The 16,225-nt window shown below is 69.2% G+C and carries 16 protein-coding genes and 1 tRNA gene; 7 read left to right on the forward strand and 10 right to left on the reverse strand.

Features of this window, described 5'->3' with window-relative positions:
* The first annotated feature begins 109 nt into the window (after positions 1–109).
* Complete coding sequence (locus HNR00_RS16930; protein WP_246390743.1) at positions 110–469, forward strand: hypothetical protein; 360 nt, start codon at positions 110–112, stop codon at positions 467–469.
* Positions 470–538: 69 nt separating this feature from the next.
* Here HNR00_RS16930 and HNR00_RS16935 read toward each other — a convergent pair whose 3' ends face one another.
* On the reverse strand, positions 539–1,645 hold the full coding sequence (locus HNR00_RS16935) for a PhoH family protein (RefSeq protein WP_183571409.1): 1,107 nt from the start codon (positions 1,643–1,645) through the stop codon (positions 539–541).
* A gap of 36 nt (positions 1,646–1,681) precedes the next feature.
* Positions 1,682–3,022, reverse strand: coding sequence for a tRNA (N6-isopentenyl adenosine(37)-C2)-methylthiotransferase MiaB (miaB, locus tag HNR00_RS16940; RefSeq protein ID WP_183571411.1), 1,341 nt, complete (start codon positions 3,020–3,022; stop codon positions 1,682–1,684).
* Between the two features lie 125 nt (positions 3,023–3,147).
* On the opposite strand from miaB, the gene HNR00_RS16945 reads away from it, so the two are divergent.
* The gene (locus tag HNR00_RS16945; RefSeq protein ID WP_183571413.1) at positions 3,148–3,588 is read left to right on the forward strand and encodes an MEKHLA domain-containing protein; all 441 of its coding nucleotides are present in this window, start codon (positions 3,148–3,150) and stop codon (positions 3,586–3,588) included.
* A gap of 227 nt (positions 3,589–3,815) precedes the next feature.
* Here HNR00_RS16945 and HNR00_RS16950 read toward each other — a convergent pair whose 3' ends face one another.
* The 4 genes from HNR00_RS16950 to HNR00_RS16965 all read right to left on the reverse strand — a co-directional run bounded on the left by HNR00_RS16950 (position 3,816) and on the right by HNR00_RS16965 (position 6,655).
* Complete coding sequence (locus tag HNR00_RS16950) at positions 3,816–4,685, reverse strand: lysophospholipid acyltransferase family protein (RefSeq protein WP_183571415.1); 870 nt, start codon at positions 4,683–4,685, stop codon at positions 3,816–3,818.
* 19 nt (positions 4,686–4,704) lie between these two features.
* Positions 4,705–5,226, reverse strand: a complete 522-nt coding sequence (locus HNR00_RS16955; RefSeq protein ID WP_183571417.1) for a GNAT family N-acetyltransferase — start codon at positions 5,224–5,226, stop codon at positions 4,705–4,707.
* On the reverse strand, positions 5,223–5,903 hold the full coding sequence (gene tsaB / locus HNR00_RS16960) for a tRNA (adenosine(37)-N6)-threonylcarbamoyltransferase complex dimerization subunit type 1 TsaB (protein ID WP_183571420.1): 681 nt from the start codon (positions 5,901–5,903) through the stop codon (positions 5,223–5,225). The genes HNR00_RS16955 and tsaB overlap by 4 nt, the downstream gene beginning before the upstream one ends.
* A gap of 182 nt (positions 5,904–6,085) precedes the next feature.
* The gene (locus HNR00_RS16965) at positions 6,086–6,655 is read right to left on the reverse strand and encodes a NifU family protein (protein ID WP_091950042.1); all 570 of its coding nucleotides are present in this window, start codon (positions 6,653–6,655) and stop codon (positions 6,086–6,088) included.
* Positions 6,656–6,853: 198 nt separating this feature from the next.
* Between HNR00_RS16965 and HNR00_RS16970 the strand changes: the two genes are divergently transcribed.
* The 3 genes from HNR00_RS16970 to HNR00_RS16980 all read left to right on the forward strand — a co-directional run bounded on the left by HNR00_RS16970 (position 6,854) and on the right by HNR00_RS16980 (position 8,179).
* The gene (locus HNR00_RS16970) at positions 6,854–7,402 is read left to right on the forward strand and encodes a hypothetical protein (protein WP_183571422.1); all 549 of its coding nucleotides are present in this window, start codon (positions 6,854–6,856) and stop codon (positions 7,400–7,402) included.
* Between the two features lie 79 nt (positions 7,403–7,481).
* Positions 7,482–7,889 (forward strand): 50S ribosomal protein L19, encoded by a 408-nt coding sequence (rplS, locus tag HNR00_RS16975; RefSeq protein WP_183571424.1) that lies wholly within the window; start codon positions 7,482–7,484, stop codon positions 7,887–7,889.
* Between the two features lie 131 nt (positions 7,890–8,020).
* Positions 8,021–8,179 carry a nucleotidyltransferase gene (locus HNR00_RS16980; RefSeq protein ID WP_183571426.1) on the forward strand — a complete coding sequence of 53 codons (159 nt, stop codon included), beginning with the start codon at positions 8,021–8,023 and terminating at the stop codon, positions 8,177–8,179.
* Positions 8,180–8,563: 384 nt separating this feature from the next.
* Here the strand turns inward: HNR00_RS16980 and HNR00_RS16985 are convergent, their stop codons facing one another.
* Positions 8,564–9,538 carry a hypothetical protein gene (locus tag HNR00_RS16985; RefSeq protein ID WP_183571428.1) on the reverse strand — a complete coding sequence of 325 codons (975 nt, stop codon included), beginning with the start codon at positions 9,536–9,538 and terminating at the stop codon, positions 8,564–8,566.
* A gap of 323 nt (positions 9,539–9,861) precedes the next feature.
* The gene (locus tag HNR00_RS16990) at positions 9,862–11,055 is read right to left on the reverse strand and encodes a lytic murein transglycosylase (RefSeq protein WP_183571430.1); all 1,194 of its coding nucleotides are present in this window, start codon (positions 11,053–11,055) and stop codon (positions 9,862–9,864) included.
* A 181-nt stretch (positions 11,056–11,236) separates the two neighbouring features.
* Here HNR00_RS16990 and HNR00_RS16995 point away from each other — a divergent pair, with 181 nt between their 5' ends.
* Together HNR00_RS16995 and rpsD are read left to right on the forward strand one after the other, a co-directional pair.
* Positions 11,237–12,439 (forward strand): hypothetical protein, encoded by a 1,203-nt coding sequence (locus HNR00_RS16995; protein WP_183571432.1) that lies wholly within the window; start codon positions 11,237–11,239, stop codon positions 12,437–12,439.
* Positions 12,440–12,658: 219 nt separating this feature from the next.
* A complete protein-coding gene (gene rpsD, locus HNR00_RS17000; protein WP_183571434.1) occupies positions 12,659–13,276 on the forward strand; it encodes a 30S ribosomal protein S4 in 618 nt (205 codons plus the stop codon).
* 307 nt (positions 13,277–13,583) lie between these two features.
* Here rpsD and HNR00_RS17005 read toward each other — a convergent pair.
* Positions 13,584–13,659: transfer RNA gene (locus HNR00_RS17005), tRNA-Val, on the reverse strand.
* Between the two features lie 137 nt (positions 13,660–13,796).
* Positions 13,797–16,220 (reverse strand): endopeptidase La, encoded by a 2,424-nt coding sequence (gene lon, locus HNR00_RS17010; protein ID WP_183571436.1) that lies wholly within the window; start codon positions 16,218–16,220, stop codon positions 13,797–13,799.
* Between the last annotated feature and the right edge of the window lie 5 nt (positions 16,221–16,225).

A 16,225-nucleotide genomic window follows, 5' to 3' on the forward strand; every position in this document is an offset into this window, starting at 1 on the left:
GCGGCAAGGATTTCTTGTCACATCTCGGACTTGATCGAAGCCGACAGACAGCGCCCTCCCGTCCCCGTGGGGGAGCCGAGACAGACGCCCTTCGGAAAAGGAGTCGCCTTTGGCCCATACCTTGGCCCATGCCCGCCTCGCCCTCGCCGCCCTGCTCGGGTTGACCGTCGCCGACACCGCCCTCGCCCAGGGCGTGGGCGACCTCCTCTACGGCGGCGGCACCGGCCCACAGGTCTACCAGGTGAATCCGGACACCGGCCGTTTCGCCGGTCCGCCGATCAGCAAGGACGGCCGGGATCTCCGCGCCATCGGCGCCGTGCCGGTGCCGACCGTGATGAACGGCGGCAGCTTCGGCATGACCGGCAACGACTACTACAACGACATGAAGGTGCTGACGCCGAACGGTCCGCGCCGGAACTCCGAGACCTACATGCTGGCCCCGGCCTATCTCTCGCCGCCGCTGCGCTGATTTTTTTGGGGTGATCGCCTCCGCTCTCGCGCCGTCCTCGCGAGGCGGAGCCTGACGAGAGATCCCGGCTTACGCCAGCGGCCGACGCCGCGGGTTCGGGTTGCGGTCGTGCTCGCCCTCGCCGTGGGCGGCCTTCTCGTAGGCCGTCACAATGCGGCGCACGAGGTCGTGGCGGACCACGTCCACGTCGCGGAAGCGCACCCGGCCGATCCCCTCGACGCCGTCGAGCACGTTGACCGCCTCCACCAGCCCCGATTTCTGGCCCGGCGGCAGGTCGATCTGGCTCGGGTCGCCGGTGATGATCATGCGCGAATTCTCGCCCAATCGCGTCAGGAACATCTTCATCTGCATCGAGGTGGTGTTCTGCGCCTCGTCCAGCAGCACCACGGCGTTGGTCAGCGTGCGCCCCCGCATGAAGGCGAGCGGAGCGATTTCGATGATGCCGGTCTGGAGGCCGCGGTCGACGTGGCGGGCCTCCATGAAGTCGTAGAGCGCGTCGTAGATCGGCCGCAGGTACGGATCGACCTTTTCGCGCATGTCGCCGGGGAGGAAGCCGAGCCGCTCGCCGGCCTCGACCGCGGGGCGCGACAGGATCAGGCGCTCGGCATGGCCCTGCTCCAGCAGCGAGACCGCGTGGCCGACGGCGAGCCAGGTCTTGCCGGTGCCCGCCGGCCCTTCGGCAAACACCAGCTCGTTCGCGCGTAGAAGCTTGATGTACTCGCTCTGCGCCGCGTTGCGGGCGCGCACGGCGCCGCGCTTGCGGGTGGCGATCTGCTCGAAATGCTCGCGGCCGGGGTCCGCCGCGATCTCGGCGGACGGGAACAGGTTGCCCTGGACGGTGACCTCTTGGATCACCCCATCGACGTCGCCCACGGTCAGCGTCGTGCCGCCCTTCTGGACGCGGGCGTAGAGCCGCTCGAATACCCGCCGGGCCTTTTCCGCCGCGTCGGGGGCGCCCTTGAGCACGAGGTGGTTGCCGAGCGCCGTGCCGGTGATGCCGAGCCGCCGCTCGATATGCGCGACGTTCTGGTCGTACTGGCCGAAGACGAGGCTGGCGAGGCGGTTGTCGTCGAAGGTCAGCGAGACCTCGACGGTCTCGGCGAGGCCGGGGCGCCCGGCGGAAGGGGCTTTGCCGCGGCCGGCGGGGCCGCGGGCGGACGCAACGTCAATCGGCACTCAGGAGATTCCTGCCTCGGTGCTTCCTTATATAGGTCACGCGGCGGCGGCCGCATCGGGCAGAAGTTCGCCGAACAGGCTGTTCGAGCCTGACCTGACGATCCGCACCGGCACCAACGTGCCGATGGTGGAAGCGGGCGCATCGAACTGCAACGCCTGGAGCTGCGGCGTCTTGCCCGCGACCTGCCCCGGATGGCGCCCGGCCTTCTCGACCAGAATTTCCGTGATCGTGCCGACCGCCGCCTCGTTGAAGGCGTGGCGCTGCGCATCGAGCAGCTTTTGCAAGGCCGCCAGCCGCTCGGTCTTCACGCTCTCCGGCACCGCGTCCTCGCGCTCGGCCGCGGGCGTGCCGGCCCGTGGGCTGTACTTGAACGAGAACGCCGCGGCGAAGCCGATGTCGGACACGAGCCGCATGGTCTCGGAAAAATCCGCGTCGGTCTCGCCGGGGAAGCCGACGATGAAGTCCGAGGACAGGGCGATGTCGGGGCGCGCATGCCGGATGCGCTCGATCAACCGGCGATAGGCATCGCCGGTGTGGCGCCGGTTCATCGCGTTCAGGATGCGATCCGAGCCCGACTGTACCGGCAGATGCAGGTAGGGCATCACCAGCGGGTTCTTTTCGTGCGCGTTGATGAGATCATCCGCGAAGTCGTTGGGGTGGCTCGTGGTGTAGCGCAGGCGCAGCAGGCCCGGCACCCCGGACAGCGCGTCCATCAGGACGCCGAGGGTGGCGGGCGCGCCGTCGGCCCCGTCGCCGTGATAGGCGTTGACGTTCTGGCCGATCAGCGTGATCTCGCGGACGCCATCGGCGACGAGGCGGCGCGCCTCCTCGACCACCGCCGCGACCGGGCGCGACACCTCGGCGCCGCGGGTATAGGGCACCACGCAGAAGGCGCAGAACTTGTCGCAGCCCTCCTGCACCGTGAGGAAGCCGGTGACGCCGCGGTTGCGCCGCGCCGGCAGGTGGTCGAATTTGTCCTCCAGCGGAAACTCGGTGTCGACGACGCGGCCCTCGCGCGAGCGACGCAGCAGGTCGGGCAGGCGGTGATAGCTCTGCGGGCCGACCACCACATCGACCGCGGGCGCGCGGGAGAGGATTTCGCGGCCTTCCGCCTGCGCCACGCAGCCCGCCACGACGATCTGGGTCTCCTGGCCGGCTTCCGCACGCTCGCCCTTGAGCACGCGCAGCCGCCCAAGCTCGGAATAAACCTTCTCGGCGGCCTTCTCGCGGATGTGGCAGGTGTTGAGGACGACGATGTCGGCCTCCTCCACCGCCTCGGTCGCGCTGTACCCCTCGGCCGCCAGCACGTCGGCCATGCGGCCGGCGTCGTAGGCGTTCATCTGGCAGCCGTAGGACTTGACGTAGGCTTTCTTCACGATCGCGGACCCTGCCGCCGTCGGCGCGGCGTCATCGTTCGAAACGGAATGTTTTCGGCTGCCGCGCCCTGTAGCACGCTTGCGCCCGAAGGACGATCCTCTCGGACATTGCGGAAGACCGACCCGTGAGCCTCCAGACCGATCCCGCGTTCTTCGACCTGCTGACCGGCAGCTTCCGGCGCCTCGTCGGGCGCCCGCTCGTGCCGGACGGCAGCCTCGGGCCGGATTGGCTGTACGGGCGAGCCCCCTTCGCCGTGCTCGCCCACGACACGGCGGACGATCCCCGTTTCGTCTACGCCAACCGGACCGCGCAGGCCGCCTTCGGCTATGCCTGGGACGAGATCGTCGGCCTGCCCTCGCGGTTCTCGGCCGAAGCGCCGGAGCGGGCCGAGCGCCAGCGCCTGCTCGACGCCGTCGCCCGCGACGGGTTCGTGGCGGATTACAGCGGCCTCCGCATCGCCAAGTCGGGCCGGCGGTTCCCGATCATGGACGGAATCGTATGGCAGCTCATGGACGAGGCGGGCCGGGTGCGCGGGCAGGCGGCGACGTTTCCGGTCGCGGTTTGAGGGTATTCTTCCAACTTGAGGCTTCCCGTCATTCCGGGGCCGCGGAGCGGAACCCGGAATCCACCTGTGACGCCCGGCATCCGGCCAAAGCCTGACCGGCGCGGCCCGTCGTGGATTTCGGGTTCGCCTGCGGCACCCCGGAAAGACGGTGGTGAGGCGGAACGGTGTGTGACGGCTCCGCTCGCCTCGCGATGACGGGGGGCGCGGGACCGACAGGCGATCAGGCGTCAAACCGCCGCGATCCCCGGCGCCGACACGTCGGCCCCCTCGTGCGCCGGCGCCGTCGCGGGCCGCACGGGCGCCATCCCGCCCCGCATCTCGCGCAAAGCCCGCCGCACGGCGGCTTCGGCCTGCGCCGTGGCCTGCTTGCGGTCGGTGGCGGCGTCGAAGGGGATCGGCGGGCCCCAGGCGATGTGGACGTCGATGGGACCGCGGGTCGCGAACAGGCCGAGATGGGGCGCGAGTTCCATGTCGCCGTACCACGCCACCTCCGGCCGCTCGGTTCGCGTCACCGGCAGGCCGTTGCGGCGGGGGTAGCTGAGCGCCAGCGGCTGGAGCCGGATGCGGGCGAGCCCCCCGGTCTCCGCGGCGAGCGCCGCGCGGGCGGCGCCGACGAGCGAGGAGCGGAAGGGGAGCAGGTGCAGCCCGTCGCCGGTGGTGCCCTCGGCGAACAGCACGATCAGGTCGCCGCCCGCGAGCCGCTCCCCGACGGCGGCGTTGACCGTTGCGGTGGCCGTGCGCTTCGCGCGCTCGATGAACACCGTGCGCTGGAGTTTGGCCAGCGTGCCGATCACCGGCCAGCCCTCGATCTCGGACTTCGCCACGAAGGAGAGCGGGCGCAGCGACCCGAGCGCGGCGATGTCGAGCCAGGAGACGTGGTTGGCGAGCACGAGCGCCGGCTCGCCCGGAGGCGGCGGCGTGCCGCTCTGCGTCACCCGCACCGAGAACAGGCGCAGGAACAGCCGGTGGAACCAGACCGGGATGCGCGCGGCCAGCCGCCCACGGCCGAAGCGCAAACTCAGCCACTGGGGCGCGACGAGGAGCGCGAAGGCCAGCGCCTGGAGCGCCAGCCGCAGGCCGATGCCGGGCCGGGTCATCGGACGGGGACTAAGCCGATCACGCGAGCGCCGCGCTCATGGTCAGCGCGGTCGCCCGGCTGCCGTTGGGCAACGGATAATAGCCCTTGCGCTCGCCGATCTTCACGAAGCCGGCTCGCGTGTAGAGCTTGAGCGCCGGGGCGTTGCCCTCGTCCACCTCGAGATGGACCGTGCGGATGCCGCTGAGGGCCAGCGCGTTCATGTGCTCGCGCAAGAGGCGATGGCTGTGGCCGCCGCCGCGGACGGAGGGGGCGAGCACGATGGTCAAAATCTCGGCCTCGTCCGCCGCCTTGCGGGAGAGCACGAAGCCGATCACCGAGCCGCCGCGGCGCAGGGCATGCGCCTCGGTCGAGCGCTCGCACAGCATCCGCTCGAACTCGTGGGCGGCCCAGGGCCGGGCGAAGGCGGTGGCGTGCAGGCTTTCGAGGGCCGGCGCTTGGCCGGCGTCGCGCAGGGGGGCGATGTAGGGCGTCGCGCCCCACGCGTCCCACCACGCCGACCACCAGTCGAGAGCCCAGAACGGGGAGAGCGGCCGGTTCATGCCCGCGCGATCCTGGCGTGGTCCTGCGGCCGGGCATCCGGCCCGCGGAGGTAGAGCGGACGCGGCAGGGCCTGCGCCGGATCGGCGACGAGGCCGAGCGAGGCGACCCAGGCGATCTGCGGCGCCCCGGTGGCGGCGATTTCGACCGACAGGCCGGCTTCCGTGGCCGCCGCCGCCAGCGCCGCGGCACCCGTGCCGGTCAACAGCGTGCGGCGCCGCCCGAGAAGGGCCACGGCGTCGGCCAGGGACACGTGCTGGGGCGGGATCACCACGCCGTCCGTCACGCTCATCGCCTGGAGATAGACGGCGCCGTGGCGCGCATCGATCGCCGCCGCGATCAGCGACGCGCCGTCGAGCGCGAGTTGCGGCGCGAGCAGCGCCGACAGCGTCGTGACGCCGACGACCGGGATGCCGGTTGCGAGCCCGACGGCGCGGGCCGCCGACAGCCCGACCCTCAGGCCCGTGTAGCTGCCCGGCCCGACCGTGACGGCGACCCGCGACAGGCTGGCGAACCCGCCGTCCACCCGCGCCACCACCCGCTCGATCAGCGGCAGCAGCGCCTCGGCATGGCCGCGGGCGAGCGGCATGGACTCTTCCGCCAGCAGGTCGTCGCTCGCGTCGGTGGCGATGCAGGCGGCGCAGGCGTCGAGCGCCGTATCGATGGCAAGGATCCGCAAACCGTCACACCCGTCCGCAGGCGCCTTCGCCCGTTCCTCGGAACAACTCGTTGCGGAACGCGTCCCTTGAGCCGGCAAGCGTTCCGCGGGGCAGTGTAAGCCGAAACGGACACTCCCGTCAGCGCATCCGCCCGCGGCCTCCCCAGGAAGCCGCGGGTGTGTTGCCGATGCGCCAGCCGGCCTCAGACCGCCTGGACCTCGCGGACCGAGGGGAGGAAGTGGCGGAACAGGTTCTGCACGCCCTGCCGCAGGGTCGCGGTCGAGGACGGGCAGCCCGAGCAGGCGCCCTTCATCTCCAGGTAGACGATGCCGTCGCGGAATCCCCGGAAGGTGATGTCGCCGCCGTCGCCCGCCACCGCCGGGCGCACGCGGGTCTCCAGCAGGTCCTTGATGGTCACGACCGTGTCGTGGTCGGCCTCGTCGTAGAACTCGTCGGCCGTGTCGTCCTCCTCCAGCACAGCGCCCGCCTCCAACACCGGGCGGCCGGACTGGAAGTGGTCCATGATCGCGCCGAGCACGGCGGGCTTCACCTGCGGCCACTCGTTCACGCCCTCGGTCTTCGTGACCGAGATGAAGTCGTGCCCGAAATAGACGCCGGAGACGCCGGGCACCGCGAACAGGGCGGAGGCCAGCGGCGAGCGCTCGGCGCCGGCCGCATCGCGGGCCTCGAAGGTGCCCTCGGGCAGCACGACACGGCCGGGCAGGAACTTCAGGGTGGCGGGGTTCGGCGTGGCTTCGGTCTGGATGAACATCGAAAATTCCTCGTGTCCGCTGTCGCCGGTTCAAGGCCGGCCGGGAACGGCGTCGGGCTCTTTGGGGAGTTTCCGCCGCCGCCTTCCATGTGGACCGGGCGGATCGGATTCTCAACCGCGGGCGGAGCGGCGCGCCCGCGTTGATCGGGGATGATCGAGGTTGCAGGATGGGGTGCTACCCTCCCCCCGCGAGTCGCCATGGATCCCGCCTTCGCCGACCCGCAGACCGCGCGCATCGCCGCCTTCCTCGCCGAGATCGGCATCCCGGTGGAGCGCGCCGACCTGCCCGGCCGCTGCTTCGTGCCGGGCATCCGGATCGAGTGCGGGCGGCTCCTCGTCGACGAGGCGCGCATGACCTATCCGGGCGACCTCCTGCACGAGGCCGGGCACATCGCCGTTATGACCCCGGCGGTGCGGGCGCGGCGCAGCCTCGACATCAGCCAGAACATGGGCGACGAGATCGCCGCCATCGCGTGGTCCTGGGCGGCGCTGACCCATCTGCAGCTCGACCCCGAGGTGGTGTTCCACGCGGGCGGCTATCGCGGCTCGTCGGCGTGGTTCACCGAGTTGTTCGGCTCCGGCATCGCCCCCGGCCTGCCGCTGCTGCAATGGATGGGCCTGACCTTCGACGCGCCGACGGCGCGGGTGCGGGGCGCCCTGCCCTTCCCGCACATGCGGCGCTGGCTGCGCGAGACGCCCGCGCCGGCGCCCGACGAGCCCATCGACAAGCCGGCCGACATCGGCTAGAGGGCGGCCCAACTCACAACAGGATGCCGAAATCCTGACGCCCGGCCGTGACCGGCGGGCGCAACGGCCGGAGCTTACCATGAACGTCATCGAGCAGCTCGAGCGGGAAGAGATCGCCCGCCTCAACAAGACCATTCCCGATTTCGAGCCGGGCGACACCGTGATCGTCAACGTCCGCGTGAAGGAAGGCGAGCGCACCCGCGTCCAGGCCTACGAGGGCGTCTGCATCGCCCGCGCCGGCGGCGGCCTCAACGAGAACTTCACCGTCCGCAAGATCTCCTACGGCGAGGGGGTGGAGCGCGTCTTCCCCGTGCATTCCCCGATGATCGACTCGATCAAGGTGGCCCGCCGCGGCAAGGTCCGCCGCGCCAAGCTCTACTACCTGCGCGACCGCCGCGGGAAGTCCGCCCGCATCGTCGAGCGCAGCGACCGCGCCGCCAAGCCGGGCAAGGGCGAGAAGCAGAAAGCGGCCCCCGCCGCCGAGTGATTTTTTGGGACTTTCGCCCGCGCCAGCCGGGGGCCGCTCCTGATCGAAAGAGACCCGCACCGAGATGCTCGGGGCGGGTTTCTTTTTCGATATGAAGCCGCGCGCTTCCACCGACAGAAGCGCGGCCCACATTGATCGGCGTATTGCCCGGGATTGCGTTCGACGCCCTGCTCGAAACCGGAATCCTGATCGATGTCCTGCCGCTCCGGGAAGGTGAGTTCGACGGCAGTATCGCCTTCCGCAACCCGGCTCTCATCAATGCGATCCGATACGAAGGGCGACGGCTGTGACGACGCCCTCCGGCCCGCCGTGACGAGCGTTCGGCCCGATCTCGGCCCCGGCATCAAGACCCATTGTGGGCTGAGTCGATACCGCACTCGGGCGCTCGTTCAATCGGGTCGAGACGCTGCGGCTGATCGCCGACTATCTCGGTGATCCCGCTCACGCCCGACGACGTGCGCTGGGCCGTCGCCGAAGCGGAACGGTTCCTCGCCGAGATCAAGCGGGGCTTTCCGGCCCTCTGACGGGCGGCCGGCCCGCTGCGGCGTCTGTGCGATTTTCAGGGCGGAGGGCTTAGAGCAACGTTCCGAAAGGTGGTTTCCGGCTTTCGGAAAAAGACGATGCGGCACAGAAACATAGAGTATCGTCCTGGATCCGATATCCAGGACGATACTCTAAGGCTGCGCTGCCGCCGTATCGGCCCCCGGCAGGGCCTGCGGCAGCGGGCCGAACGCTTCGTAGGTCTCGATCGAGCGGAGGGCAGCCTCGCGGGCGGCGACGTTCTCGCCCGCCCCCCCGGTCAGGAGGCGCGAGACCGTCAGCGCCATGCCGTAGTTGTTCAGGGACGCCTGCTCGGCCGCGAGGATCGCCTTGAGGGGCTTCCGCTTGGCGAAGGCGGCCTCCAGCACCTTCTTCGTGCCGGCATCCTCCCGCGCGATCGTGCTGACGGCGCCGTAGACCGCCATGATGCCGAGGATACGAACGGTTTCGTGCGGCTTCGCCTTGCAGTCGTATTCGGCGCAGAAGTTCTTGAGAATCTGCGATCGATGGCCGGCGGGCGCGAAGGACGCGCCCCATTTCGACGTGAGCAGCCCCAGGCGCAGGCCGATGCCGGCCGCCTTCTCATCGGCGCCCTCGAACGTCGTCAGGAGCACGTCGAGGTAGCGGCGATTCCCCGACGCGCCGTAGGCGCCCGCCAGCAATTCGGTATCCTTGGCCGAGACCGTACCGGCGGCCGTGATCCCCGGCAGCGTCGACAGCCGCATCGCCTTCAACGAACCGAGGATCGAACCGCCGTTCGTCTGCGCCGCGAGGCGCTCGGCCTCCTCGGTGAGGCCGGCGCGCAGCAAAGCCGTCAGGATGTAGATGATTGCACCCCGATCGGCCGGCGCGGCGAGGATGCGCGCCCGCTCGGTCGGAGAGCGTAAGAATATCTCGGCCAGGAACCCGATCGGCGGCATCCCGGCGTTGAAAGCGCCCGGCGCAAGGCCGGCGGAGAGGCCGAGCACCTGATCGACGCAAGCCGGCGATTTCGTCTTGAAATGGGTGAACAGGCAGGAGCCCGGCTGCGCCGACTGAGCCTGGGCGCCTCCGATGAGGCCCGCGAGGGTAAAACCGGAGGCCGCGATCAGGCGCGTGAGGGACGACATGGCAGGCCTCGAATCGGGGCCCCGAGCGATGCGCGGGCGCCGCGAAGGGAAAGACAACCGTAGAATGCCGTTTCCCGGCGCGGCGTCGAGTGCGTCCCGGCCACAGGTCGCCGTGGTTCAGCGCGGCCGGACCCGCTGCCGCGGTGCGGGAGCGGAATGTGGCGACGCCCGGTCGCCCGATCTCGCGGATCGCCGTGGCGTCATGCGCCATGGCGGCGGGGCCACCATCGTCGACATATGGGCCGCCGAGGCCGGCAGCACGAGCAGGGTCGGCATCAGGAGCGCGCGGGCGCCCCGGCAAACCTCCTCAAAACCGGAAAATATCACCCCCGCCGCAGCGCCGCCAGCACCTTGCCCCCCGGCCGGCCGGTGGCCGGCATGCCGAGCTGGCGCTCGACGTCCTTGATCGCCTCGCGGGTCTTCGACCCGACCTTGCCGTCCGGCTCGCCGACGTCGTAGCCGCGGGCGATCAGGCGCGATTGCAGGTCGCGGCGCTCGGCGCGCGACAGCGGCGGGTCGTCGGTCGGCCAATCGGCCTGGACGCCGGGGCGGCCGCGCAGGCGGTCGGACAGGACCGCGATGGCGAGGCCGTAGGATTCGGCGGCGTTGTAGGAATAGATCGCGTCGAAGTTCTTGGTCACGAGGAAGGCCGGGCCGTCGATGCCGGCGGGCGCGATGATGCCGGCGGGCCCCTCCCCGCTCAGCGGGCGTCCGTCGATGCGGGTGACGCCGAGCGAGGCCCAGTGACCGACCGCGTGCTTGTTCTTGCGCCCGGCCGCGCCGACGTTGAAACCGCGCGGCAGCTTGACCTCGTAGCCCCAGGGCTGGTCGTTCGACCACTTGGCGACGCGCAGGAAGTTGGCCGTGGAGGCCACCGCATCCGCCACCGAATCGACCACGTCGCGCCGCCCGTCGCCGTCGCCGTCGACGGCGAGCCGCTGATAGGTGGTCGGCATGAACTGGGTCTGGCCGAAGGCGCCGGCCCACGAGCCGGTCAGCCGCGAGGCCTCGATGTCGCCTCGCTCGATGATCTTGAGGGTAGCGATCAGCTCGCCGCGAAAGAAGTCGCGGCGGCGGTTGCCCGAGCAGGCGAGCGTGGCCAGCGACTGCACCAGCGGCATCTTGCCGAGATTCTTGCCGAAGTTCGATTCGACGCCCCACACGGCGGCGATGGTGTGGCGATCGACGCCGTAGCGGGCCTCGGCGTTGGCGAGCGCTTGCGCGTGCTGGCGCATGGCCGCGCGCCCGTCCTCGACCCGCTCCTCGTCGACCAGCGCCGACATGTAGTCCCAGATCGGCGTCTTGAACTCGGGCTGGGCCTGGGACAGCTCGATCACCTTGTCGTCGTGAGCGATGCCGCTGGTCGCCGCCCGGAACGTCTGGGCCGAGACGCCCGCACCCGCCGCCTGCGCCTGGATGCCGGCGAGGCAGGACTGGAAGTCGGCCCGTGCCGGAACCGCCATGAGCGAGAGCGCGACCGCGGTGGACAGGATCGCGAGGGGAATCGGGCGTGGCATGCTGGGCGCTCGTCCGAGAGAGGGGTCGTCCGTCAATCGACCCGTAATGGTTAACGCGGGCATAATCGGGGCGCCTTGGCCGCCTCCCCCTGCACCACCTGGAGTTGGCGATTTCGCTTCCCGAGCGATCGAATCGCGCGCATAATCCCGGCGTGCGAAATCAATAATCCGGGAGGAATCTATGTTCGGTTCCACGGTTCTGGAGGTCGGCATCGGGCTGACCTTCATGTTCCTTCTCGTCAGCCTTCTGTGCTCGGCCATGCGGGAACTGATCGAGGCCGCCTCGAAATCACGCGCGACGGATCTCGAGAAGGGCATCATCGAGATACTCGGGGCGAGAGGCGATCCGAGTGTGCTGGAAGATTTCTACAAGCATCCTCTGATCAGTTGCCTCTATAGAAACAGCTACACGCCCGATCCGGCCTTTTTCCAAGGGGCTGCAGTGGCGTCCGGCGCGCAGCCGAACGGTCGCGAGTTCGGCGTCGTCGGACTCTGGTCGGAGCTCAAGCGGCGCCAGAACCTGCCGACCTACATCCCGTCGGCGAATTTCGCCGTAGCCGTCCTGAGCGCGATGGTCCCGGCCGGCACGGCTTCAACCGACGCGAAGGGCGTCCTTTCGGTCGCCTCGCTTCGCGAGACCGCCGCGAAGATCGAAGGCAACGACCAACTGCGCACCATGCTGCTCACGGCGCTCGACGGAGCGCAGGGCGACATCACCGGCGCCCGGAAGAACCTCGAAGCCTGGTACAACGCCTCGATGGACCGGGTCTCCGGGATCTACAAGCGACGGACGCAGTGGATCACGTTCGGCCTCGGGCTGTTCGCGGCGGTCGTCTTCAACATCGACGCGATCCGGGTGGCGAACCATCTCGCCACCGACAAGACCTACCGCGAGGCCATCGTCGAGGACGCCGCCACCTTCCTCAAGGCGCCCGGCGCCGACGGACAGGTCGCCAGCAGCGAGACGCTGAAGCAGCGGCTCGATACCGTGCGAGAGCAGCTGGAGCAGTCCGGCTTCGCGATCGGATGGACCTGCACGCCCGTCGCCCTCTGCAAGACGGCGGACATGGTCGCCGCGGACCCGAAGGCGAACCTGGACGACCTCCGAAAGGCCTCCGTTGGGGTGAACCGACCCTTCAACGGGCCCAGCACGATCGGCGGCTGGCTCGTGACCGCCCTCGCCGTCAGCCTCGGCGCGCCGTTCTGGTTCGACGTGCTCAACAAGTTCATGGTCGTGCGCTCGACCGTGAAGCCGGCGGAGAAGAGCGGCCAGGAAGCCTCGAAGGACAGCACGAGCGAGCCGAATCTCACCGCCGGAAAGCCCGTTCCGGTCACCCTGGTCGTGCAGCAGGCGTCTCCGGGCGGAGCGGGTTCGGGAGGATGACGAAACCGGAGAGGAGCGCGCTGCAAGGGCGGCGGACGATTGACGGGGCCGCCCTTCTCGGCTAGCAGGCCCGGACGAACGGGGCTCCTTAGCGGGGCCCCGCGTCGTTTTCATGCGCACCCGCGAGCGGCAACGTCCGCTCTGTCGCCCTCGCTACGGCTCCGGCCTGAGGGAAAGGAGGGCGCGTTCCTCGAAAGTCTTGTTCCAGAGGAACAGCGAATGTCCAAACGCGTCCAGGCGAAGCACAAGCTCGATCGCCGCATGGGCCAGAACATCTGGGGCCGCCCGAAGAGCCCCGTGAACCGCCGCGAGTACGGCCCCGGCCAGCACGGCCAGCGCCGCAAGGGCAAGATGAGCGACTTCGGCACGCAGTTGCGCGCCAAGCAGAAGCTCAAGGGCTATTACGGCAACATCACCGAGAAGCAGTTCCGCCGCTACTACGCCGAGGCGATCCGCCTGCGCGGCGACTCGGGCGAGAACCTGATCGGCCTGCTGGAGCGCCGCCTCGACGCGGTGGTCTACCGCTCGAAGTTCGTCGCGACCCCGTTCGCCGCGCGCCAGTTCGTCAACCACGGCCACGTCAAGGTCAACGGCCGCCGGGTCAACATCCCGAGCTACCAGGTCAAGGTCGGCGACCTGATCGAGGTGAAGGAAGCCTCCCGCCAGCTCGAGATCGTCGTCGTGGCCTCGCAGCTCGCCGAGCGCGACGTGCCGGACTACATCGAGGTCGATCACCACAAGATGACCGCCCGCGTGACCCGCATCCCCGGCCTGTCCGAGGTGCCCTACCCGGTCCAGATGGAGCCGAACCTCGTCGTCGAGTTCTATTCGCGCTGATTTCTTCCGGATCATTCCGGATACGGACAGGGCCGCCCCTTCGGGCGGCCCTTTCTCGTTTCAGACCGGTGCTTCGAAATGTCCGGAACAGTCGCGCGGGGACCATTTCATCGGCGCGCTCTCGCCCTCCCCGAAGAGGTCGCCCCCTGGATCGCTTCGGCTCCGGCTCGCGATGACGGCGTGACTCCGCCAGGATCGGCACGACCTGCCACACGTCGCCGGTTCACCAGTCGGCGTAGCAGCTGCACGCGTGCTTAAGAGTCGAGGCCGCGGGTAAGCAGGTGCCGAACCAAGTCACTGAAATCTTTGGTGGGCGGTGAGGGACTCGAACCCCCGACCCTCTCCGTGTAAAGGAGACGCTCTACCAACTGAGCTAACCGCCCGGCCGTGACGCCCGCAGCGTTACGAAAGCGCGGGCGTGCGCGCAAGGCTCAGGTGGTTTTCCGAAGCATCCCGGCATGAAAAAGGCCCCCCGGAGCTGCGCTCCGGGAGGCCTTCTGTCACGCGTGCCGCGCTCGCCTTAGTGGGCGACCAGCGTGGCGCTGTCGTCGTCGCGGGCCGGGGTCTTGGCCGGCGGCAGGGGTTCGTCCCACTCGATCGCCTCGGGCTGGCGCACGAGGGCGTGGGTGAGGACCTGATCCATCCGCGAGACCGGGATGATCTCCAGGCCCTGCTTCACGCTGTCGGGCACCTCGGCGATGTCCTTGGCGTTCTCCTCGGGGATCAGCACCGTCTTGATGCCGCCGCGCAGAGCGGCGAGCAGCTTCTCCTTGAGGCCGCCGATCGGCAGGACGCGGCCCCGCAGGGTCACCTCGCCGGTCATCGCCACCTCGCGGCGCACCGGGATTCCGGTGAGCGTCGAGATGATCGCGGTGGCCATGGCGATACCCGCCGACGGCCCGTCCTTCGGGGTCGCCCCCTCCGGTACGTGGACGTGGATGTCGCGGCGCTCGAACAGCGGCGGCTCGATGCCGAAATCGATCGCCCGCGAGCGGACGTAGCTGGCAGCGGCCGAGATCGACTCCTTCATCACGTCGCGCAGGTTGCCCGTGACCGTCATCTTGCCCTTGCCGGGCATCATGACGCCTTCGATCGTCAGCAGCTCGCCGCCGACCTCGGTCCAGGCCAGACCCGTCACCACGCCGACCTGATCGTCCGCGTCGATCTCGCCGTAGCGGAACTTCGGCGGGCCGAGGAAGACCGGCAGCGTGTCGGGGTTGCCCTCGACCTGCTTCACCTTGGTGATCAGGATCTCCTTCACCGCCTTGCGGATCAGGTTGGAGATCTCGCGCTCCAGGTTGCGGACGCCCGCCTCCCGCGTGTAGCGGCGGATGAGCATCATCAGGCCGTCGTCGGTGATCGACCACTCGTCGGCGCTCAAGCCATGCTTCTTGATCGCCTCGGGGATCAGGTGGCGGCGGGCGATCTCCCGCTTCTCCTCCTCGGTGTAGCCGGCGATGCGAATAACTTCCATGCGGTCCATGAGGGGGCCGGGGATGTTGAGCGTATTCGCGGTGGTGACGAACATTACGTTCGACAGGTCGTAATCGACCTCGAGGTAATGGTCGTTGAACGTGCTGTTCTGCTCCGGGTCGAGCACCTCGAGGAGCGCCGCGGACGGATCGCCGCGGAAATCCATGCCCATCTTGTCGATCTCGTCGAGCAGGATGAGCGGGTTCGAGGTCTTGGCCTTGCGCATCGACTGGACGATCTTGCCGGGCATCGAGCCGATATAGGTCCGGCGGTGACCGCGGATCTCGGCCTCGTCGCGCACGCCGCCGAGCGACATCCGCACGAACTCACGGCCCGTGGCCTTGGCGATCGACTTGCCGAGCGAGGTCTTGCCGACGCCGGGGGGGCCGACGAGGCAGAGGATCGGGCCGGTGAGCCGGTTCGTCCGCTGCTGCACGGCGAGGTACTCGACGATCCGGTCCTTGACTTTGTCGAGGCCGAAGTGATCCGAGTCGAGCAGCTGCTGCGCCCCGAGCAGATCCTTCTTGATCTTCGAGCGTTTGCCCCACGGGATGCCGAGCATCCAGTCGAGGTAGTTGCGCACGACCGTCGCCTCGGCCGACATCGGCGACATCTGGCGGAGCTTCTTCAGCTCGGCGGTGGCCTTCTCGCGGGCCTCCTTCGTCAGCTTGGTCTTCTCGATCTTGTCTTCCAATTCGGCCAGCTCGTCGCGACCGTCCTCGTCGCCGAGTTCCTTCTGGATCGCCTTCATCTGCTCGTTGAGGTAGTACTCGCGCTGGGTCTTCTCCATCTGCCGCTTGACGCGGGTGCGGATGCGCTTTTCCACCTGCAGCACGGAGATCTCGCTCTCCATCAGCGACAGCACGCGCTCCAGGCGCGCGGCCACCGTCGGGATCTCGAGGATCGCCTGCTTGTCGGCGATCTTGACCGCGAGATGCGAGCCCACCGTGTCGGCGAGCTTGGAGGGCTCGTCGATCTGCGTGACGGCGGAGACGACCTCGGGGGAGATCTTCTTGTTGAGCTTCACGTAGTTCTCGAACTCGGAGATCACCGAGCGGGCGAGCGCCTCGGCCTCGACGCGGTCGCCGAGATCGTCGTCGAGCGTGAGCGCACGGGCCTCGTAGAACTCGTCGGAGCGGACGAAGGCCTCGATCTGTGCACGTCCCGCACCCTCGACGAGAACCTTCACGGTGCCGTCGGGCAGCTTCAGGAGCTGGAGCACGGAGGCGAGCGTGCCGATCTTGTAGATCGCGTCGGTCGCCGGATCGTCGTCGCTGGCGTTGATCTGGGTGGCGAGCAGGATGTGGCGGTCCGAGCGCACGGCCTCCTCCAGCGCGCGGATCGACTTCTCGCGGCCGACGAAGAGCGGCACGATCATGTGCGGGAACACGACGATGTCGCGCAGCGGGAGGACGGCGTAGGAGCCCGTCGAACCGGGAACGACCGGCTGGCGCGATTTCGACTGGGTCATGGGAT

Source organism: Methylorubrum rhodinum, assembly GCF_014199935.1.
Classification (GTDB): domain Bacteria; phylum Pseudomonadota; class Alphaproteobacteria; order Rhizobiales; family Beijerinckiaceae; genus Methylobacterium; species Methylobacterium rhodinum.

What these genes read in the sequence shown, in the direction of transcription:
- HNR00_RS16955 (WP_183571417.1), bottom strand. Translation starts at nt 5,226, where the DNA reads ATGAACCGGCCGCTCTCCCCGTTCTGGGCTCTCGACTGGTGGTCGGCG.
- HNR00_RS16970 (WP_183571422.1), top strand. Translation starts at nt 6,854, where the DNA reads ATGGATCCCGCCTTCGCCGACCCGCAGACCGCGCGCATCGCCGCCTTC.
- rplS (WP_183571424.1), top strand. Translation starts at nt 7,482, where the DNA reads ATGAACGTCATCGAGCAGCTCGAGCGGGAAGAGATCGCCCGCCTCAAC.
- lon (WP_183571436.1), bottom strand. Translation starts at nt 16,220, where the DNA reads ATGACCCAGTCGAAATCGCGCCAGCCGGTCGTTCCCGGTTCGACGGGC.
- rpsD (WP_183571434.1), top strand. Translation starts at nt 12,659, where the DNA reads ATGTCCAAACGCGTCCAGGCGAAGCACAAGCTCGATCGCCGCATGGGC.
- HNR00_RS16985 (WP_183571428.1), bottom strand. Translation starts at nt 9,538, where the DNA reads ATGTCGTCCCTCACGCGCCTGATCGCGGCCTCCGGTTTTACCCTCGCG.
- HNR00_RS16965 (WP_091950042.1), bottom strand. Translation starts at nt 6,655, where the DNA reads ATGTTCATCCAGACCGAAGCCACGCCGAACCCCGCCACCCTGAAGTTC.
- HNR00_RS16995 (WP_183571432.1), top strand. Translation starts at nt 11,237, where the DNA reads ATGTTCGGTTCCACGGTTCTGGAGGTCGGCATCGGGCTGACCTTCATG.
- HNR00_RS16950 (WP_183571415.1), bottom strand. Translation starts at nt 4,685, where the DNA reads ATGACCCGGCCCGGCATCGGCCTGCGGCTGGCGCTCCAGGCGCTGGCC.
- HNR00_RS16990 (WP_183571430.1), bottom strand. Translation starts at nt 11,055, where the DNA reads ATGCCACGCCCGATTCCCCTCGCGATCCTGTCCACCGCGGTCGCGCTC.